The 17,976-nt window shown below is 70.7% G+C and carries 21 protein-coding genes and 1 tRNA gene; 18 read left to right on the top strand and 4 right to left on the bottom strand.

Annotated elements, in window-relative coordinates; genetic code table 11:
• Position 1: 1 nt before the first annotated feature.
• Positions 2 to 1,630 carry an AMP-binding protein gene (locus tag IPM43_12335; protein QQS24189.1) on the top strand — a complete coding sequence of 543 codons (1,629 nt, stop codon included), beginning with the start codon at positions 2 to 4 and terminating at the stop codon, positions 1,628 to 1,630.
• A 44-nt stretch (positions 1,631 to 1,674) separates the two neighbouring features.
• Complete coding sequence (gene cofD / locus IPM43_12330) at positions 1,675 to 2,601, top strand: 2-phospho-L-lactate transferase (GenBank protein QQS26454.1); 927 nt, start codon at positions 1,675 to 1,677, stop codon at positions 2,599 to 2,601.
• Positions 2,602 to 2,660: 59 nt separating this feature from the next.
• Here the strand turns inward: cofD and IPM43_12325 are convergent, their stop codons facing one another.
• The 3 genes from IPM43_12325 to infA form a co-directional block, all read right to left on the bottom strand.
• The gene (locus IPM43_12325) at positions 2,661 to 3,107 is read right to left on the bottom strand and encodes a hypothetical protein (protein QQS24188.1); all 447 of its coding nucleotides are present in this window, start codon (positions 3,105 to 3,107) and stop codon (positions 2,661 to 2,663) included.
• Between the two features lie 3 nt (positions 3,108 to 3,110).
• Positions 3,111 to 3,851: a DUF2786 domain-containing protein gene (locus IPM43_12320; GenBank protein QQS24187.1), complete on the bottom strand. Its 741-nt coding sequence runs from the start codon at positions 3,849 to 3,851 to the stop codon at positions 3,111 to 3,113.
• Between the two features lie 86 nt (positions 3,852 to 3,937).
• Positions 3,938 to 4,162: a translation initiation factor IF-1 gene (gene infA, locus IPM43_12315; protein ID QQS24186.1), complete on the bottom strand. Its 225-nt coding sequence runs from the start codon at positions 4,160 to 4,162 to the stop codon at positions 3,938 to 3,940.
• Between the two features lie 76 nt (positions 4,163 to 4,238).
• Between infA and IPM43_12310 the strand changes: the two genes are divergently transcribed.
• The 11 genes from IPM43_12310 to IPM43_12260 all read left to right on the top strand — a co-directional run bounded on the left by IPM43_12310 (position 4,239) and on the right by IPM43_12260 (position 14,107).
• The gene (locus tag IPM43_12310; protein QQS24185.1) at positions 4,239 to 4,574 is read left to right on the top strand and encodes a DUF192 domain-containing protein; all 336 of its coding nucleotides are present in this window, start codon (positions 4,239 to 4,241) and stop codon (positions 4,572 to 4,574) included.
• Positions 4,574 to 5,398 carry a 16S rRNA (cytidine(1402)-2'-O)-methyltransferase gene (gene rsmI, locus IPM43_12305; protein ID QQS24184.1) on the top strand — a complete coding sequence of 275 codons (825 nt, stop codon included), beginning with the start codon at positions 4,574 to 4,576 and terminating at the stop codon, positions 5,396 to 5,398. Before IPM43_12310 ends, rsmI begins: the two co-directional genes overlap by 1 nt.
• Before the next feature lie 264 nt (positions 5,399 to 5,662).
• Positions 5,663 to 6,457: an HAD-IB family hydrolase gene (locus tag IPM43_12300; GenBank protein ID QQS24183.1), complete on the top strand. Its 795-nt coding sequence runs from the start codon at positions 5,663 to 5,665 to the stop codon at positions 6,455 to 6,457.
• A 135-nt stretch (positions 6,458 to 6,592) separates the two neighbouring features.
• Positions 6,593 to 6,775, top strand: a complete 183-nt coding sequence (locus IPM43_12295; protein ID QQS24182.1) for a hypothetical protein — start codon at positions 6,593 to 6,595, stop codon at positions 6,773 to 6,775.
• A complete protein-coding gene (locus IPM43_12290; GenBank protein ID QQS24181.1) occupies positions 6,772 to 8,166 on the top strand; it encodes a DUF2252 domain-containing protein in 1,395 nt (464 codons plus the stop codon). The genes IPM43_12295 and IPM43_12290 overlap by 4 nt, the downstream gene beginning before the upstream one ends.
• Positions 8,167 to 8,272: 106 nt before the next feature.
• A complete protein-coding gene (locus tag IPM43_12285) occupies positions 8,273 to 9,583 on the top strand; it encodes a hypothetical protein (GenBank protein ID QQS24180.1) in 1,311 nt (436 codons plus the stop codon).
• Positions 9,580 to 11,085, top strand: a complete 1,506-nt coding sequence (gene metG, locus IPM43_12280; GenBank protein QQS24179.1) for a methionine--tRNA ligase — start codon at positions 9,580 to 9,582, stop codon at positions 11,083 to 11,085. The genes IPM43_12285 and metG overlap by 4 nt, the downstream gene beginning before the upstream one ends.
• A 52-nt stretch (positions 11,086 to 11,137) precedes the next feature.
• A complete protein-coding gene (locus IPM43_12275) occupies positions 11,138 to 11,911 on the top strand; it encodes a TatD family hydrolase (GenBank protein QQS26453.1) in 774 nt (257 codons plus the stop codon).
• Positions 11,912 to 11,986: 75 nt separating this feature from the next.
• Complete coding sequence (locus tag IPM43_12270; protein ID QQS24178.1) at positions 11,987 to 12,529, top strand: hypothetical protein; 543 nt, start codon at positions 11,987 to 11,989, stop codon at positions 12,527 to 12,529.
• A gap of 1 nt (position 12,530) precedes the next feature.
• Positions 12,531 to 13,364 (top strand): 16S rRNA (adenine(1518)-N(6)/adenine(1519)-N(6))-dimethyltransferase RsmA, encoded by an 834-nt coding sequence (gene rsmA, locus IPM43_12265; GenBank protein QQS24177.1) that lies wholly within the window; start codon positions 12,531 to 12,533, stop codon positions 13,362 to 13,364.
• Positions 13,361 to 14,107 carry a 4-(cytidine 5'-diphospho)-2-C-methyl-D-erythritol kinase gene (locus IPM43_12260; GenBank protein QQS24176.1) on the top strand — a complete coding sequence of 249 codons (747 nt, stop codon included), beginning with the start codon at positions 13,361 to 13,363 and terminating at the stop codon, positions 14,105 to 14,107. The genes rsmA and IPM43_12260 overlap by 4 nt, the downstream gene beginning before the upstream one ends.
• 6 nt (positions 14,108 to 14,113) lie before the next feature.
• Here IPM43_12260 and IPM43_12255 read toward each other — a convergent pair whose 3' ends face one another.
• Positions 14,114 to 14,206 carry an AURKAIP1/COX24 domain-containing protein gene (locus tag IPM43_12255; GenBank protein QQS24175.1) on the bottom strand — a complete coding sequence of 31 codons (93 nt, stop codon included), beginning with the start codon at positions 14,204 to 14,206 and terminating at the stop codon, positions 14,114 to 14,116.
• Positions 14,207 to 14,292: 86 nt separating this feature from the next.
• On the opposite strand from IPM43_12255, the gene IPM43_12250 reads away from it, so the two are divergent.
• The 5 genes from IPM43_12250 to IPM43_12230 all read left to right on the top strand — a co-directional run bounded on the left by IPM43_12250 (position 14,293) and on the right by IPM43_12230 (position 17,966).
• A tRNA-Gln gene (locus tag IPM43_12250) sits at positions 14,293 to 14,368 on the top strand.
• Positions 14,369 to 14,418: 50 nt separating this feature from the next.
• The gene (locus IPM43_12245; GenBank protein ID QQS24174.1) at positions 14,419 to 15,549 is read left to right on the top strand and encodes an NTP transferase domain-containing protein; all 1,131 of its coding nucleotides are present in this window, start codon (positions 14,419 to 14,421) and stop codon (positions 15,547 to 15,549) included.
• A gap of 14 nt (positions 15,550 to 15,563) precedes the next feature.
• Positions 15,564 to 16,544 carry a ribose-phosphate diphosphokinase gene (locus IPM43_12240; protein QQS26452.1) on the top strand — a complete coding sequence of 327 codons (981 nt, stop codon included), beginning with the start codon at positions 15,564 to 15,566 and terminating at the stop codon, positions 16,542 to 16,544.
• A gap of 112 nt (positions 16,545 to 16,656) precedes the next feature.
• Positions 16,657 to 17,313 (top strand): 50S ribosomal protein L25, encoded by a 657-nt coding sequence (locus tag IPM43_12235; protein QQS24173.1) that lies wholly within the window; start codon positions 16,657 to 16,659, stop codon positions 17,311 to 17,313.
• A 32-nt stretch (positions 17,314 to 17,345) separates the two neighbouring features.
• Positions 17,346 to 17,966, top strand: a complete 621-nt coding sequence (locus tag IPM43_12230) for an aminoacyl-tRNA hydrolase (GenBank protein ID QQS24172.1) — start codon at positions 17,346 to 17,348, stop codon at positions 17,964 to 17,966.
• Positions 17,967 to 17,976 lie beyond the last annotated feature (10 nt).

Here is a 17,976-nt window from a genome sequence, read left to right as displayed (position 1 = left end):
GGTGGCCCCCAACGGGCGTGAACGCGGGAGCAAGCTCCTCTGCGACGTGATCGCCACCCAGGCCGAGGCTCAGCCCGACTTCGACGTGGTCACGTTCGAACACCTCTCCCTCGACGGCGGCGCGACGCCCGACGAGGTGCGCACCTACGCCGATCTCCATCGCAACGGGAACGCCATCGCCGCCGCATTCGTCCGCCAGGGTCTCGGCGTGGGCGACCGGGTGGGGCTGATGCTGCGCAACCATCCGGAGTACGTCGAGGCGATGGTCGGCGCATCGATCGCCGGCGTCTGCCTGGTGCCGATCGACCCCCGCACCAAGGGCGACAAGCTGGCGTTCGTCCTGCGCGACGCGGGATGCCGCGGGATCGTGAGTGCCGACTACACGCACGCCGCGGTCGAGCACGCACTGGCGCTCGGCGCCGCACCCGAGTTCGAGTGGGTGCTGCCGACCGGCGAGAACGGCGCCCCGGCCGTCGACCTCGGTGGCCACGTGTCGTCACTGCGCGAGATCCTCGACGACGCGCCGGCAGTGGCAACCGTCGACGTCCGCTCCGAGACCGGCATGGAGCCTTGGCAACTGATGTACACATCGGGAACCACCGGCGACCCGAAGGGCGTGGTGTGGGAGGCGAACCGCTTCGGCGCGCTGGCGATGCTCGGGCTGATGCTCGGCTACGGCCCCGCCGATCGGCCCTACACCGGGCTGTCGCTCACCCACGGCAACGCCCAAGCAGTCACCCTCGGCCCGTCCATCGCTCTCGGCCTGCGATGCGTGTTCAGCCGCAAGTTCACGAAGTCGAAGCTCTGGGACGTGACCCGCCAGCACGGGTGCACCACCTTTTCGATGCTCGGCGGGATGTGCACGGCGATCTACAGCGAGCCACCGCGGCCAGACGACGCCGACAACCCCGTGCGCATGGTGGTGAGCGCCGGCATGCCGGCGGCGATCTGGCGTGAGTTCGAGGAACGCTTCGGCGTACAGGTCTTCGAGTGGTACGGCGCCGTCGAGGGCGGGATGGCGTTCAATGCCATCGGGCAGGGCCCGATCGGTGCGTTCGGACGCCCCCTGCCGGGACTCGACATGAAGATCCTCGACGACGACGACGCCGAGTGCCCGCCGGGGACGATCGGGGAGATCTGCTCGCGGCCCGCGGGTGGCGCCGCGGAGGTGCAGTACCACGGCAACCCGGAGGCCTCAGCCGCGAAGACCCGCGGCGGGTGGCTGCGCTCGGGCGACATGGGCCACCGCGACGCCGACGGCTGGTTCTACTTCGACTACCGCAAGGGCGGCGGGATCCGCCACAACGGCGACTTCGTCGCCACCGCGTTCGTGGAGAAGGCGCTTGCCGAGCATCCGTCGGTCGACGACGTGTTCGTGTACGGCGTGCCCGCGGCGTCCGGCGCACCCGGGGAGAAGGACGTGGTGGCCGCCGTCGTGCCCCGTGACCCGGCGACGTTCGACCCCGCCGTGGTGTTCGCGTCCTGCCGTGAGCGGCTCGAAGCCAACTTCGTGCCGAGCTACCTCCACGTCGTCGAAGAGATCCCGAAGACGATCTCCGAGAAGCCCCAGGAGCGCTTCCTGCTCGACCAGTTCGACCCGGACGCGCCGAACGTCCACTGCGAGGCGTGACCCTGGTCGGTACGCGTGGCGGGCCGGCGACGCCCCGGGTGACGATGCTCGCCGGTGGCATCGGTGCCAGCCGCCTCGCCGTGCCCCTGTCTGCAGCACTCGGGCCGGATCGGCTCACCCTCGTGGTGAACACCGCCGACGACGCCTGGATCCACGGCCTGCGCGTCTGCCCCGACCTCGACACCAACCTCTACGCGCTCGCCGGCCTCCGCGACGCCCGACGGGGTTGGGGGATCGAGGGCGACACCTTCCGCGCGATGGACCGCCTGCGTGAGCTGGGCGGCGACCCCTGGTTCGCACTCGGCGACCTCGACCTCGCCACCCACCTGCGCCGATCGGACATGTTGGCGGGCGGGGCCACGCTGAGCGAGGTGACGGCCGAGCTGTCGGCGCGCCTTCAAAGCGCTGCCCGGCTGCTGCCGATGACCGACGACGAGGTGGCCACCCTCGTCCACACCGATCGGGGCGTGCTCGGGTTCCAGGAGTGGTTCGTGCGTCGCCGCGCCGAGGACGACGTTCGCGACGTCACCTGGCACGGCATCGAGGAGGCCCGCCCTGCACCGGGAGTGCTCGACGCCATCGACGCCGCGGACCTCGTGGTGATCGCACCCAGCAGCCCCGTCGCGAGCATCGAGGCGATCCTTGCCCTGCCCGGTGTCCGTGGCGCGGTCGCCGACCGGCGGTGCGTGGCCGTGACGCCGGTGGTCACCGGCGTACCGATCACCGACGAAGGCGAGGCGCGCCGTGCCCGCAGCCGGGCCGCGCTCATGCGCGCCCGCGGACGCGTCCACAGCGCCACCGCGGTCGCCTCGTGCTACCGCGATCTGGTGCGGTACTTCGTGCTCGACGAACACGACAGCGCCGAGGCCGGCGCGATCGAGGCGCTCGGGATCTCCGTGGTCGTCGCGCCGACGCTCGTCACCTCGGCCGAGGCCGGCTCCCGTCTCGCGGCGACGATCGTCGGCCTGTAGTCGTCAGCCAGCTCGGTCGTCAGCCAGCTCGGTCGTCAGCCAGCTCGACTCGCGCCGTGTCACAGCGCGATCGCTCCGGTGGGAGGAGCAGCCCACGGCCGCTCCGCGAGGGGGAGACCGGCCCCGGCGTAGGCCGCCGTCAGCCAACCGGCGACGCCGGAACCGAGAGCGACCGTGGCCACGTCGACGTGCGCGCGCCGAAACAGCGGCCCATGCCCGCTGCCGGCACCGGCCAGAACGTGGGCGAGCTCGTGGACGAGAGTCGCCGGCGTCATCTGCGGGTCGGCGATGCGCACCACGACGTCGCACCCGGCCCGTGTGCTGGACGACATCGCGTCGGCACGGGCGCGCCGCACCTCGACCCAGGCAACCGGCCACCACGGATCGCTCATCACCCGTCCGGACAGCGCGACGACTTGGTGGAAGGGCACGATCTCTTCGGCCGTCGTGCCCTCGAACGCAGCCACCTCTGCCGCGTACACCTGCGCGCGGTCGGTGTCGACCACGGTTCAGCCGCCTCGTCCGAGGGCGCGTTGGGCATCGACGCGCCCGCGGCCGAGATCGGCGCCGTCGGCGGCCTGGCGCCCGGCTTCCCACCCCGACCCCGTCGCCATCGCGGGGCGGCGCGCCGACACGACCCGGCCGAACGACTGCCGCGCGAAGTCGTCTACGCGTCGATCGCGGGCCGCCAGCATGGGCAGGGTGGTGCCGGTGTGCTCGGCGGCGTCCTCGGCGCTGTGGCGGCTTTCGGCGAGCATCGCGCGCACCTGGTTCGCGAACCCGAACAGGAACGACCGCCGCCACTGCTGTGTCGCCGCCCCCGTCTGGCGCCGCACCGCCGCCATGCGCGCCGCTGCCTGCGCGTGCAGTGACGTGTACAACAACTCGGTGGAGTCGAGGTCGCTCTCGAAACCGGCCAGATGGGCGGTGGTGCCGTCGTAGCTCGGGGCGAACACCAGCCGGCAGCCATGCGCATCGGCAACTGCGTGAAGGAGCGCCAGGCGAGCACGTACGTATGCGCCGCGCCCGAGAGCGATGTTGCGCAGCGCGAGAACGTCGTCGCGTACGGCGGCACTCAGCCGGTTCGGGTCGATGCGGTGGGCGGCGACGAGCTCGGCCGCCTTGCGGGAGAAGGCGTCGGCCTCGTTGGGGTTGGACGAGCCCTCGGCCATGGCCAGCAGCTTGCGCACCTTGTCGACGAGGGCATCGCCGACGGATGGCGACGGGCGGTGGACGGTGGTGTCGGTCATGGCTTCGGCAGTCTGCCCGAGGGGTGTGGCACCGACGGGTGAAGGGCCGCCAGCCTCGTCGCCTTCGGCGTCAGATGGACGGCCGACTACTTGTAGCGATAGATGATCCGGCCGCGAGAGAGGTCGTAGGCGGACAACTCGACCTGCACGCGGTCGCCGGGGAGGATGCGGATGCGGTGCTTGCGCATCTTGCCGCTCAGATGACCGAGCACCTCGTGACCGTTGTCGAGAGCGATGCGGAAATGGCCGCCCTTCAGGGCTTCCTCGGTGATCCCCTCCATCACGATGGCGTCATCTTTGGGTTTGGGCAAGGTGCGGTTCCTCCTGGTCGGACCGGCTGATCTTCGGCGCGCAGCCTACCGAGTGCGAGCCGATAGAAAGTGGGCCATGGCGTGGCTCGTCTGCAACGGCCGGGTGCTCGCATCCGCCGAGGTCGCGAACGGACGGCGCGATCGGTCCCGCGGGCTTCTCGGCAGAGACGGCATGGAAGGCGCCCTGGTGCTGCGCCCGTGCCGATGGGTGCACACGATCGGCATGAGGTTCCCGATCGACGTCGCCTACCTCGCGGACGACGGCACCGTCGTGAAGACCATCCACATGCGCCGACACCGCATGGGCGTGCCGGTCTTTCGCGCGTCGACGGTGGTCGAGGCCGGCGAAGGTGCCTTCGCCCGGTGGGGGTTGCACGTAGGCGACGTGGTCGAGATCCGCGACGGCGGCTGATGGCCACGCTGACGCTGGTCGCCACGCCGATCGGCAACCTCGGCGACCTGGCGCCGCGCGCCGTCGAGGCACTCGCCGGGGCGGCGCTCGTCTGCTGCGAGGACACCCGGCGCACGGGGCGCCTGTTGCAGCACGCCGGCATCGGCGGAGCACGTCTGCTGCGAGTGGACGAACACACCGAGGTATCCGCGGCGGCCAAGGTGCTCGACGTCCTCGACCGGGGTGGAGACGTGGCAGTGGTCACCGACGCCGGGACGCCTGGCATCTCCGACCCCGGCGAGCGGTTGGTGCGTGCGGTGCTCGACGCCGGCTACGAGGTGTCGGCCGTGCCCGGCCCGGCGGCCCTGGTGATGGCGCTGGTGCTCAGTGGCCTGCCGTCTGCCCGCTTCGTGTTCGAGGGCTTCCTCGCGCGCTCGGGTCGCGAGCGTGCCGATCGCCTGCGCGCAGTGGCCGGCGAGACCCGCACGGTGGTGCTCTACGAGGCGCCGCACCGCTTGGCGCGCACCCTCGCCGATCTGGCCGAGGTCTGCGGCCCGAGCCGTCGGGTCGCCGTGTGCCGCGAGCTGACCAAGCTGCACGAAGAGGTGTGGCGCGGCACGCTCGCCGAGGCGATCGCCCGCGCCGGCGAACGCGACCCGATCGGCGAGCACGTGCTCGTGCTGGAAGGCGCGCCGCCCGCCCCGCCGGTGGACGACGACGCCATCAACGACGCCCTGCGCGCCGCCCTCGGTGCCGGTTGCTCGAAGCGAGACGCGGCTGCGCAGGTTGCCGCCGCGCTCGGCGTACCCAAGCGGCGCGCATACGACCTCGCCCTTCGCCTCTGAGTCGGCGCCGACCGGCCGCCGCGGCGGCCGGCGCCAGACCGGAAGGCGGGCCGGCGCCAGAGCGAAGGGCGGGCCGGCGCCAGACCGGAAGTGCGATACCTCAGAGCACCCGTCTGTCCTGACATATCGCACTTCCCTGCCCGCGGCCGGCGCCAGACCGGAAGTGCGATATCTCAGAGCACCCGTCTGTCTTGACATATCGCACTTCGCCTTGCCCGGCGATCGCCACACCGAGGGGGTACGGTGCCGCAGAGGAGCACCCCGATGAGCGAGCTCACCTCTGTCGCCCATGCCGGCCCGAGCGCGGCCTTCTTCGACCTCGACCGCACCCTGATCTCGGGGTCGTCGGCCTTCACGCTCGCGCTCGAGGCGAGGGCGCAGGGCCTGATCCCGACGGGCCAGTTCGTGAAGGACGCCCTCGGCGCGGCGTGGTTCAAGCTGGCAGGCGCGTCGGACGACACCACCAACGAGGTGCGTGAGCGCATCCTCGGCGCGGTCAAGGGACTGCGCCAGGAAGACCTCATCGCGCTGAACGGCGAGATCCTGCCCCGCCTCCTCGCCCGCATCCGGCCGGAGGCTCGCCGCCTGCTCGACCTCCACCGGCACGCGCGCCGAGCGACCTACATCGTGTCTGCGTCGCCGGTAGAGATCGTCGGTCCGCTCGCCATGTCGCTCGGCATGACAGGCGGCATCGGCACTTGCAGCGAGGTGGTCGACGGCGTCTACACCGGCGAGCTCGTCGGGCCGTTCTGCTATGGCGTTGGCAAGGTCGAGGCGATCACCGACCTTGCGCGCTGGGAGGGCTTCGACCTCGCTCAGTGCTGGGCCTACAGCGACTCCGCCGGCGACCTGCCGATGCTCGAGGCCGTCGGTCATCCCGTGGCCGTCAACCCCGACGCGCGCCTCGAGCGCATCGCGCGCCGGCAGGGCTGGCCGATCGTCATTTTCAGCCAGCGCACGAAGAGCGTCATCCGCCGCACCACCGCCGCGGTGGCCACCACCGCTGTCGCCGCGGCGGGCTTCGGCGCCGGCTGGAAGTTCCGGTCGCTGCGCTCCTGACGCGGTCGGTCGGCTCGGGTGCGGTTCTGGTGCAGCCCGTCGGGATCCACACAACCGGTCGAGCCATTGGTAATACTCACGCCGGCAGCCCGCGCCCCTGCGCACCGGGTCTCGCCCTACAAGGAGGGAATCGCAATGATCACCGCACTACTCGGTGGGCTCCTCGTCTTCCTGGTCGCGACGTTCCCGGCGACGTGGCTGCTGATGCTGTTCTTCGGCAACGTCGCCCCGGGTCTCGGTCTCAGCTACTGGGGCGCGCTCCCCATGGGCATCCTCGTCTCGGCACTCATCGGTAGCGCCTCGTCGACGAAGGCATGACCCCACGGAGCACGACTCCGCCAGCCGACGCGATCGAGACCGGCACCGAGCTCCGCCGCCAGCTCCCACGGGGCACCCACGGTGAGTGGACCCCCGCCGGGGATCGTGCCGACCCGGTAGCGATCCTGCTCGAGCAGGACGAGTTCCGCTCGGCAGACCTGGTCCCGATCCGCCACGGCCGCATGGGGGCGAGTTCCTCCGCGTTCTACCGCGGAGCGGCGGCGATCATGGCCGCCGACCTTGCCGCCACGCCCACCACGGGGCTGACCGTGCAGCTCTGCGGCGACGCCCACCTCTCCAACTTCGGTGTGTTCGCCTCGCCGGAGCGCCAACTGCTGTTCGACCTGAACGACTTCGACGAGACACTTCCGGGCCCGTGGGAGTGGGACCTGAAGCGTCTCGTCACCAGCTTCACGATCGCGGCCCGGTCGAACGGCCTTCGCGGCCGGGAGAGCGAGGATGCAGCGGCGCTGGCGTGCGCGGCGAGGTACCGCTCGGCGATGGCCGAGTTCGCTCGCATGACACCGCTCGACACCTGGTACGCACGAACGAACGCCGACGAGGTCGTGGCGTCCGCACGCCAGTACGTCGGCAAGGAGCAACGCCGTCGCGCCGAAGCGAACCTCGCGAAGGCGCGGCAGCGGACCAGCCTCAATGCGGCACGCAAGCTCTGCACCGAAGTCGACGGCCGGTTGCGCATCGTCGACGATCCGCCGCTCGTGATGCCGCTCTCGACTGTCGTGAGCACCCGGCAGGTCAACAAGCTGCGCGCCGGGATCAAGGACACCTACCACCAGTACCGCGAGTCGTTGCTCCCCGGGCCGCGCGGCGTGCTCGAGGGCTACGAGTTCGTCGACATCGCTCACAAGATCGTCGGCGTCGGCAGCGTGGGACTGCGGGCGTTCATCGGCCTTCTGCAGTGCCGGCGCACCGGCGCTCCCCTGTTGTTGCAGATGAAGGAGGCGCGGGCCTCGGTGCTGGAGAAGTTCCTGCAGCCCTCGGAGCACGAGCAACCGGGCCACAGGGTGGTCGAGGGCCAGCGTCAGATGCAGGCCGCGAGCGACATCTTCCTCGGGTGGAGCGCGTCGACCCTCGACGGGCGCCACTACTACTGGCGCCAGCTTCGCGACATGAAGGCCTCGGCCGACATCGATCACATGGGTCCGGTGGCGTTGGCCGCATACGCCCGCGTGTGCGGATGGAGCCTCGCCCGTGCCCACGCCCGCTCCGGGCAGCCGACCGCCATCGCCGGGTATCTGGGCAACTCCGATCGCTTCGACCGCGCGATGGCCGAGTTCGCCCACCGCTACGCCGATCAGAACGAGGCCGACTTCGCGGCCCATCAGCTGGCCGTGGCCGACGGTCGCGTGAAAGCAGCGACCGGCCTCTGATGCATACAGTGACCGGTGAGGTCTCCTCGGAAGGTCCGCGAATGGCGCTCGACCAGGGCGCGGGGAGAGCAGACAGATCCGCATGAGTACATCGTCCCTGCCTGAGATGTCCCCCTCGCCCTCGCCGCCGGCGATCGGCATGCGCTCGCGGGTCCGCGCGGTGTTGGCCGGCGTCGTCGCCGTGATCGCCGTCATCGGTGTGCTCGCCAGCGTGGTTTCGATCTGGGCGTCGAGGGTGATCTTCGACTCCTCGGCGACTGTCAAGGCCGCCGACGCCGCGCTCGACGATCCGGCGGTGACCGCCGGCCTCGCCGCGTTCATCACCGACGAGATCTTCGGGCTCGTCGATCCTCAGGCGACCCTCGATGACAAGCTGCCCGAGAACCTGGGCTTTCTCGCTCCGGCCATCGTCGGAGGGGCGCGCAACTTCGTCCAGAACGAGGTCGACTCCCTGATCTCGTCCGAGCCGGTGCGCGAGGTGATGCTGGTCGCAGTGGAGCGGGCCCACGGCGCGTTCGTCCGCCTGGTCGAGGGCGATGGACTCGTCGACGGCTTCACCGTCACCGACGGGGAGGTGAGCATCGACCTGACACCGCTGCTGGCTCGCGGCCTGCTCGCCGTGCAGAACATCGGGCTCCTCGATGACGTCGACGTCCCCGATCTCGACCGCTCCGATTCGTCTGCCGAGAACATCGCCGCGCTCGAGGAGGCATTCGGGAAGACGCTCAGCCCCGAGTTCGGTCAGCTCGTCGTCTACCGCAGCGATGCGCTGGCCGACGCCCAGGGATCGATCGTTGCCGCTCAGCGAGCGGTGGTCCTGATGCGCCGAGCCATCGTCGCGATCTTGATCATCACCGCGGTGTGCCTCGTCGGCGCGGTCGCGCTCGCCCGTCGCCGCCGTCGAATGGTGATCGGTCTCGTGCTGGCCTCCTCGGTGGCGATGCTGGTGGTGAGCGCCGTCGTCAAGAGGATCGTGAGGGACTCGCCGACGCTCGTGCTCAAACCCGGCGCGCGCGCGGCGATCCACGACGTGACCACCACCCTCGCGTCCAGCCTCTACTCGCTGGTGCTGGTCACCATCTTGGTGGGGGCGATCATCGCCTTGGTCGCCTGGCTGACCGGTGGTGGGGAACGAGTCAAGGCCCTGCGGGCGAACGCCAGCGACTCCGGTGGCTCCCTGCTGTCCATCGTGAGCGCACACTCCGACGCCGTCGCCCTCGTCGCGTTCGCCGCCGCAGCCCTCCTGCTCGTGGTGGCCGGGATCCATCTCGGCACCCTGGTCGTAGCGCTCCTCCTCGCGGCCGTGGGAGCGTGGGCGCTCCTCAGAGACGGGGCGGGCACGGCCCCGGCGCCCGCGACCACCACCCCAAATGCCCCGGCTGTGGTGAAGGACGAACCCGTAGCCTCGCCAGAGTGAGCCGCTTCTACCTCACCACGCCGATCTACTACGTAAACGCGAAGCCCCACCTCGGCCACGCGTATACGACCATCGTCGCCGACGCGCTTGCCCGGTGGCACAGGCTGCTCGGCGACGACGTGCACCTCCTGACCGGCACCGACGAGCACGGGCTGAAGATCCAGCAGGCGGCAGAGGCGGCCGGCAAGTCGCCCCAGCAGTTCGCCGACGAGATCGCTCCCCAGTTCGTCGAGGCGTGGCAGCGCCTCGGCATCACCAACGACGACTTCATCCGCACCACCGAGCCCCGCCACCGCGTGGCCGTGCAGCGCCTGCTCCAGTCGTGCTACGACGCGGGCGACATCGAGCTCGACGTATACCGCGGCAAGTACTGCGTGGCCTGCGAGGAGTACTACACCGACGACGAGCTCGACGGCGACAACTGCCGCATCCACAAACGCCCGGTCGAGGAGTACGAGGAGGAGAACTACTTCTTCCGGCTGTCGCGCTTCGAGGACCGCCTGCTCGACCACTACGCCGCGCACCCCCGCGCGATCGTGCCCGACCACAGGGCGAACGAAGCGCTCGGGCTGATCCGCTCCGGCCTGCGCGACTTCTCCGTCAGCCGCACGAGCCTCACGTGGGGCATCCCGCTGCCGTGGGATGCCAAGCACGTCGCCTACGTGTGGTTCGACGCGCTGACCAACTACCTGTCTGCTGTCGGCTACGGCAGCGACGACGAGCAGTTCGCGCGTTGGTGGCCCGTCGACTACCACCTGATCGGCAAGGACATCATCCGCCACCACTGCGTCTACTGGCCGGCGATGCTGTTGTCGGCCGGCATCGAGCCGCCGCGGGGCTGGGCTGTCGGTGGCTGGCTGCTCGCCGGGGGCGAGAAGATCTCGAAGACCACCGGCAACGTCGTCAACCCGCTCGACCTCGTCGACGACTTCGGTCTCGACGGGTTCCGCTACTACGTGCTCGCGGAGACGCCGTACGGCCAGGACGGCGACTTCACCTACGAGGGCCTGACCGCCCGCTTCAACGCCGACCTCGCCAACAACTTGGGCAACCTGCTTTCGCGCGTCGCGACAGTGGTGGCCAAGAAGTGCGGCGGCGTCGGCCCGGCACCGCGCCTCGACAGCTCGCTGGCCGAGGCCGCCGCGAGCGCCGTCGCGGAGACCACCGAGCGCTGGGCCGCGGTCGAGCCGTCACGGGCGCTCGAGGCGACGTGGCAGCTCATCCGGGCGACGAACGCGTACCTCGAGGCGAACGAGCCGTGGAAGGCAGAGCCCGGGGCCGCGGTCGATGCGGTGATGGGCGACGCGCTCGAAGCGTTGCGCATCGTCGCCGTGCTCGCGTCGCCAGCAGTGCCCGGCACGTGCCAGACCATCTGGGAGCGGATCGGCCTCGCCGGCCGGGTCGACGCGCAGCGCCTGCCCGAGGCCGGCGAGTGGGGCCGCTACCCCGGTGGGGCCGCGGTGGTGAAGGGCGAGGCGCTGTTCCCCCGCCGCGCGACATGAGCCCGCTATGAGCGCCACGAGTGCTACGGCCGCCGAGAGCGGAACGAGCGCCGTGCGCTGGACCGACTCCCACTGCCACATCTACGACCCGCGTCATCCCGACGGCGTCGACGGCGTGCTCGCCGCGGCCCGTGCGGCTGGGGTGGCGACGATGGTGGTCGTCGGCTGCGACGCGGCAACCTCGGCGAGCGCGATCGAGCTCGCGAGCGAGCACGACGACGTGTGGGCGACGGTCGGGCTGCACCCCCACGAGGCGAGGTTCGGGGTGGACACGATCCTCGGGCTCCTCGGCGACGGAGCCCGCCGCGACGTCGTCGTGGCGGTCGGGGAGACCGGACTCGACTACTTCTACGACCACTCTCCGCGCGAGACACAGCGGGCCGCGTTCGCCAGGCAGATCGAGCTCGCCCATGAACTGGAGCTGCCCCTCGTGGTGCACACCCGCGACGCGTGGGACGACACCTTCGACGTGCTCGCCGCCGTGGGCGCACCGGAGCAGACCATCTTCCACTGCTTCACCGGGGGCCCCGCGCAAGCCACGCGCGCCTTGGATCTCGGCGCTTTCCTGAGCTTCTCGGGAATCGTCACCTTCTCGTCGGCGGTCGAGGTGCACGAGGCGGCCCGGCTGTGCCCGATCGAGCGCCTGCTCGTCGAGACCGACAGCCCCTACCTCGCCCCCCACCCCCACCGCGGACGCCCCAACCAGCCGGCGTACGTCGCGGCCGTCGGCGCAGCCATCGCCGACTTGAAAGAGCTGACCACGCAGCGTGTCGCCGAGGTGACCTCGGCCAACGCCCGAGTTGCGTTTCCCCTGCTAAATACCTAGGTTGGTCATCCCCGCGGGCGGACCGCAAAGGACCTCCGCGCCGCGCGAGCCCCTACCGGGCGTGGAGACCATCTCGTGACCCTGAACGCAGCCGACCGCCGACGCATCACCCTCGCCACCTTGGTGTCGATGGTCGCGCTGCCCGCGCTGTGGTTCATGCAGAAAGACGACAGCGCCCCCGGTACTGCCGCCGTCGCGGTGGCCGCGGTCGATGGTGGTTTGCCCGCACCTGCCGACACCGAGGCGCCGAGCGCGCCGGAGGCGTCCCCGGGGCCCGCCGACCCGGCGTTCCTCGGCGCACCAGACGCCACGCTGCCCGCGCCGACCGACGTGCTGGCCGTCAACGTCCCGCCGCTCGAGGTCTCGAACGTGATCCCTGCCATCGCCGACTACCGCCGCTTCGGCGAACCCGGCATGCAGCGAGCCTGCGCCACTCCCCTCGCCCAACTCGGCGCCGAGGTGACCGTGCGCAACGTCGACAACGGTCGTACGGCGACGTGCCACAACGTGTCGATCGCCCCGTTGAACGGCGAGATCCTGATCGTGCTCCACACCGACGTCTTCTTGGAACTCGCTGACCTGATCGACGCCCCGCTGCCGGTCGAGCTGTCCTGGTGACGTGACCCTCTCCCGGCGAGAGGCGACCGAGCTCCTCGCCCGGCACGGGCTGGCACCCAGCCGCGCTCTCGGCCAGAACTTCGTCGTCGACCCGAACACGGTGCGACGCATGGTGCGCCTCGCCGGTGTGGGACCGAACGACCACGTCGTCGAGGTCGGCGCCGGGTTGGGCGCGCTGACGCTCGCGATCGCCGAAACGGGGGCGACGGTTCGCGCTCTGGAGCTCGACCGCGGCCTCGTGCGCGTGCTCGCCGAGGTGCTCGCCGACAACCCGAACGCCTCCGTCGTCGAGGCCGACGCGATGAACGCAGACTGGACGGGGATACTCCTTGGCGCGCCGTCGTGGATGCTCGTCGCCAACCTGCCGTACAACATCGCCACGCCGCTCGTGGCCGATCTGCTCGACAAGGTTCCCGCGATCGAGAAGATGGTCGTGATGGTGCAGCGCGAGGTGGGCGAGCGCCTCGCCGCCGGCCCCGGCGACCCCGCCTACGGGGCGGTCAGCGTGAAGGTGTCCTACTGGGCGAAGGCCCGGCTCCTCGGCGACGTGCCGCCGACGGTGTTCATGCCCCGGCCGAAGGTGATGTCGACGATCGTCGAGATCACGCGACGCCCGGCACCGGCGGTGGATGCCGGCGTCGACCGCCAGCTCGTGTTCGCCCTCGTGCGCGCCGGCTTCGGACATCGGCGCAAGATGCTGCGGCGCTCGCTCGCCGGGCTCGTCACGGCGGAGCACTTCGCCGCCGCAGACGTGCGTCCGGAGGCCCGCGCCGAAGAGCTCGACGTGGCCGACTGGGGCCGGCTCACAGCCGTGGTGCAGGCTGATCGGCAGTGAGCGACGCATTCATCGGCAACGACGTCTTCGACGCCCCCGCCAAGCTGACGCTCTCGTTGCGGATCACCGGCGTGCGCGACGACGGCTACCACCTGATCGACGCCGAGATGGTCACGCTCGCGCTCGGCGACACCGTCGCGATCACCCCCGGCGCGACGGGCGTGTCGTGCGACGGCCCGTACGCGGCCGGCGTGCCGACCGACGAACGCAACCTCGTCAACCGGGCGCTCGATCTCTGCGGGCGCCGCGCGGCGGTGCACGTGTTCAAGGCGATCCCCCCCGGCGGTGGGCTGGGCGGCGGTTCGGCCGACGCCGCCGCAGTGCTGCGCTGGGCCGGATGGAGCGACCTCGAAGCGGCGGCGGGGATCGGTGCCGACGTGCCGTTCTGCCTGGTCGGCGGGCGAGCCCGGGTGAGAGGGATCGGCGAGGTGATCGACCCGCTGCCGTACCAACCGCTCGAGGTCACGCTCGTCGTGCCCCCGCTCGTGGTACCGACGCCGGCCGTCTACCGGGCGTGGGACGAGCTCGGCGGCCCGAGCGGTGGGGGCCCGAACGACCTCACCGCGGCGGCGCTCGCGGTGGCGCCGGAACTGGCCGAATGGCGCGACAGAATCAGGGAAGGCTCGGGGGTCGAGCCGGTCCTTGCCGGCAGCGGGGCGACGTGGTTCCTCGTCGGACGCCACGGGGCCCTGGCCGAGGCACTTGACGGTGCACGGGTGCTCACCACCCGCGCCGTCGGCTGAGCAGGGCTACTTACGACGCTGGTGGCGCGTCCGGCGCAGCATCTTCTTGTGCTTCTTCTTCCGCATGCGCTTGCGGCGCTTCTTGATCAGCGAGCCCATAAGTCCGATCACGCTACCGGGACACCGCACCAGTCGGCCAATGCCGCTACCGTTGCCGGCCGGAGCTGCGCCACGGCGAGCGTCGGTCCGGGGTCGTTCAACTTGGTAGGACAGCGGGTTTTGGTCCCGTGAATAGGGGTTCGAATCCTCTCCCCGGAGCCATCTCCGAGTGTGCCGCCGGACGGCGGGCGCGGCGCGATAGAACTGGTCTCATGCCGACGTCCGCGATCGTGCTCGCCGCAGGTGAGGGCTCCCGGATGCGCTCCGAGCGCCCGAAGCCGCTCCACCTCATCTGCGGGCGGCCGATGGTGCTGCACGTAATCCACGCCCTCGGCTCACTCGACATCGAGCGCACCGTCGTCGTCGTCGGCCACGGCGCCGAACAGGTCACGAAGAAGATCCAGGCCGAGGCACCGGGCTGGGCGAACGTGACCTTCGTCGAGCAGGCCGTGCAGCGCGGCACCGGCGACGCGGCGATGGTCGGGCTCTCCGGGTTCCGCGGCCACAACCACGACCCTCACGATCCCCACGCCCACCTCGCCGACCTCGCCGAGCTCGACGACACCTCGACCATCATCGTGCTCCCCGGCGACACGCCGCTGCTGCGCACCGACACGCTCGACGAGCTCGTCGCGTTGCACGAGGCTCAGAACAACGCCGCCACGCTGCTGATCGCCACGATGGACGACCCGACCGGTTACGGACGCGTGATCCGCGCCCGCGACGGCCGCGTGCTGCGCATCGTCGAAGAACGTGACGCCTCGGTCGACGAGCGCGCCGTACGTGAGGTGTGCACCAGCATCTACGCGTTCCGCCGCGACCTGCTCGGCCCGGCCCTGCGCCACGTGTCACCGGACAACGCCCAGGCCGAGTACTACCTCACCGACGTGATCGGCGTACTCGCCGGCATGGGGCACGTGATCAGCACCGTCGAGGCGCCAGCCGCCGAGACCCAAGGGGTGAACGACCGCTGGCAGCTCGCGCTGGCCGAGCGCGAGCTGCGGGCCCGCACCAATCGGCATTGGCTGCTGAACGGGGTGACGATGCTCGACCCCCGCCAGACCTTCGTCGACGTGACCGTCTCCCTCGGGCGCGACGTCACCCTTTACCCGGGCACCATCCTGCAAGGGCGCACGGTGGTCGGCGACGGCTGCGAGATCGGGCCGGACACGCGTCTCGTCGATTGCGTCGTCGGTTCCGGGGCCACCGTGGAGCACACCGTCGGGCGTGACGCCGAGATCGGCGAAGAAAGCCACGTCGGTCCGTTCGCTCACCTCGCCCCCGGTTCCACCGTCGCTGCGGCCGCCGCCACCGGGCCCTTCTATGCTGGGCGTGGCGAATGAGCACGGAGAGAGCGATGGAGAAGGTCACGACCAAGCGCTTGGCGCTCTACTCGGGTCGCACCCACCCCGCGTTGGCCGAGGAGGTGGCCGAGCACCTCGGCATCGAACTCGGCCACCCGAACATCGTCGAGTTCGCGAACGGCGAGGTGCGCCCGCGCTTCGTCGAGTCGATCCGCGGCTCGGACGTGTTCATCATGCAGAGCCACTACGGCTGCGACGGGCGGTCGGTGAACGACTCGATCATGGAGCAGCTGATCATGATCGACGCCGCCTACCGGGCCTCGGCCAAGCGGATCACCGCGGTGTGCCCGTTCTACGGCTACGCCCGCCAGGACCGCAAGGCCGAAGGACGTGAGCCGATCACGGCCCGCCTCGTCGCCGACCTGTTCAAGACCGCCGGCGCGAAGCGGATGGTGTCGATCGACCTCCACAGCGGCCAGATCCAGGGCTTCTTCGAAGGCCCGGTCGACCACCTCACCGCGCTCCCGGTGATCGAGGGCTACCTGCGCGAGAACGCCGACGACCCGGTCATCGTCTCGCCGGACTCCGGGCGGATCAAGGTCGCCGAGCGCCTGGCACAGCACCTGAACGCCGACATCGCGTTCGTGTACAAGCGCCGCCCGAAGGGCTCGACGAACATCGCCCAGGCCCTCGACGTGATCGGTGACGTCGCCGGGCGTCAGTGCGTGCTCACCGACGACATGATCGACACCGGCGGCACGATCGTGTCGGCCGCCGAACTGCTCCTCGACCACGGCGCCACCGAGGTGTGGGCATTGGCCACGCACGGAGTGCTCTCCGGTCCCGCAGTCGACCGGTTGAAGAACTCACGCATCGACCGCGTCGTGCTGACCAACACCGTGCCGCTGCCGCCGGAGAAGCAGATCGACAAGATCGAGGTGCTCTCGGTGGCCAAGATCATCGCCGATGCGCTCGCCGCGGTGTTCGACGACTCGAGCGTCAGCGAGATCTTCGGCGGCGAGAACCAAGCCTGAGCAAAGGCCCGGGGCTCGCCCCTAGGCGGCAGGTGGCGATTCCGTCGCCATCGACCGTAGACTCGCCAGCCGGTTCTAGTTCCCCTGCCATCGCCAGAAAGAAGTCGTCGTCATGGCTGAGACCACGCTCGTCGCCACCACCGGCCGTCCCCTCGGCTCGGCCGCCTCGCGCCGGCTGCGTCGCGAAGACCTGGTACCTGGCGTGCTCTACGGCCTCGGCATGGCACCGGTGTCGGTCACCGTCGAGCGCCGTGAGCTGCGCCTCGCGCTTTCCGGCCCGGCGGGGATCAACACCATCTTGTCGCTCGAGGTCGACGGTGCCAAGCACCCCGCACTCGTGAAGGAGATCCAGCGGCACCCGGTGCGGCGCACCGTCAGCCACGTCGACTTCCTGACGATCGACCTGCGCGAGGAGCTGACGGTGTCTATCCCCGTCCGCCTCGAGGGCACGGCGAAGGCCGTCGAGGACGAGGGCGGGCTCGTCGACGCGGCCGTCGACTCGATCGAGGTCACCACGACGCCGGCGAACATGCCGAACGAGATCGTGATCGACATCAGCGCGCTCACCCCGCACGACGTCATCCGCCTCGCCGACATCACGTTCTCCGAGGGCGTCACCCCGACCGGTGACCCCGACCTCGCGATCGTGACGGTCATGTTCCCGTCGGCCGCGGCCGCAGAGGAAGCCGCCGCCGAAGAGGCCGAGGGTGCCGAGGGCGAGGAAGCCGGCGCGGCCGGCGAGACCGAGGGCGGCGAAGCCGGCGAGTGACGCCCGGCGACGCGCCCAGGTGAGCACCGAAGATGGCGCTGCTGCGCGGCCGCCGAGGTGACGGCGAGCGACGCTCCACCCCCTTCGACGCACTCGTCGTCGGTCTCGGGAACCCGGGCAAGGAGTACGCGCGGTCGCGCCACAACGTCGGCGAAGAAGTGGTCGTCGAGCTCGCGCGCCGCTGCGGCGAGACGCTGCGGGCCGGGCGCGACCAGGCGCTGGTGGCCGAGGCCCGCCTCGGCGGCGAACGGGTCGTGCTCGCCTTCCCCCTCACCTACGTGAACGAGTCGGGGCAGGCCGTCGGCAAGCTGGTGCGCAGGTACGGCATCGTCGACCCGCGGCGAACGGTGGTGGTGCACGACGAGCTCGACCTCGCCCCCGGCGTGGTGCGGATCAAGGTGGGTGGCGGCCTCGCCGGCCACAACGGTCTGCGCAGCATCACCGCCCACCTGAAGACGCAGGACTTCGTCCGGGTGCGCATCGGTGTCGGCAAGCCCCCGAGCAAGGAACGCGGCGCGGATCACGTGCTGTCACGGATCCCCCGCCGCGAACGCGAGCTGCTCGACGTCGCCGTGCAGGAGGCCGCCGACGCCGTCGAGCTACTGCTCGCCGAGGGTGCCGAGGCCGCCATGGCCCGTCACCACGCCCCGTAGGCGCCGGTAC

It is taken from the genome of Actinomycetota bacterium, from assembly GCA_016700055.1.
GTDB lineage: Bacteria > Actinomycetota > Acidimicrobiia > Acidimicrobiales > Ilumatobacteraceae > Kalu-18.
The sequence above is the reverse complement of the archived record's forward strand: the minus strand, read 5'-3'. Positions and strand labels throughout refer to the sequence as shown.

Bases quoted from the DNA above. Each gene is read 5' to 3' on its own strand.
- cofD (QQS26454.1), top strand. From the start codon at position 1,675: ATGCTCGCCGGTGGCATCGGTGCCAGCCGCCTCGCCGTGCCCCTGTCT.
- IPM43_12320 (QQS24187.1), bottom strand. From the start codon at position 3,851: ATGACCGACACCACCGTCCACCGCCCGTCGCCATCCGTCGGCGATGCC.
- IPM43_12310 (QQS24185.1), top strand. From the start codon at position 4,239: ATGGCGTGGCTCGTCTGCAACGGCCGGGTGCTCGCATCCGCCGAGGTC.
- rsmI (QQS24184.1), top strand. From the start codon at position 4,574: ATGGCCACGCTGACGCTGGTCGCCACGCCGATCGGCAACCTCGGCGAC.
- IPM43_12300 (QQS24183.1), top strand. From the start codon at position 5,663: ATGAGCGAGCTCACCTCTGTCGCCCATGCCGGCCCGAGCGCGGCCTTC.
- IPM43_12295 (QQS24182.1), top strand. From the start codon at position 6,593: ATGATCACCGCACTACTCGGTGGGCTCCTCGTCTTCCTGGTCGCGACG.
- IPM43_12290 (QQS24181.1), top strand. From the start codon at position 6,772: ATGACCCCACGGAGCACGACTCCGCCAGCCGACGCGATCGAGACCGGC.
- IPM43_12285 (QQS24180.1), top strand. From the start codon at position 8,273: ATGTCCCCCTCGCCCTCGCCGCCGGCGATCGGCATGCGCTCGCGGGTC.
- IPM43_12255 (QQS24175.1), bottom strand. From the start codon at position 14,206: ATGGGCTCGCTGATCAAGAAGCGCCGCAAGCGCATGCGGAAGAAGAAG.
- IPM43_12245 (QQS24174.1), top strand. From the start codon at position 14,419: ATGCCGACGTCCGCGATCGTGCTCGCCGCAGGTGAGGGCTCCCGGATG.
- IPM43_12240 (QQS26452.1), top strand. From the start codon at position 15,564: ATGGAGAAGGTCACGACCAAGCGCTTGGCGCTCTACTCGGGTCGCACC.
- IPM43_12235 (QQS24173.1), top strand. From the start codon at position 16,657: ATGGCTGAGACCACGCTCGTCGCCACCACCGGCCGTCCCCTCGGCTCG.
- IPM43_12230 (QQS24172.1), top strand. From the start codon at position 17,346: ATGGCGCTGCTGCGCGGCCGCCGAGGTGACGGCGAGCGACGCTCCACC.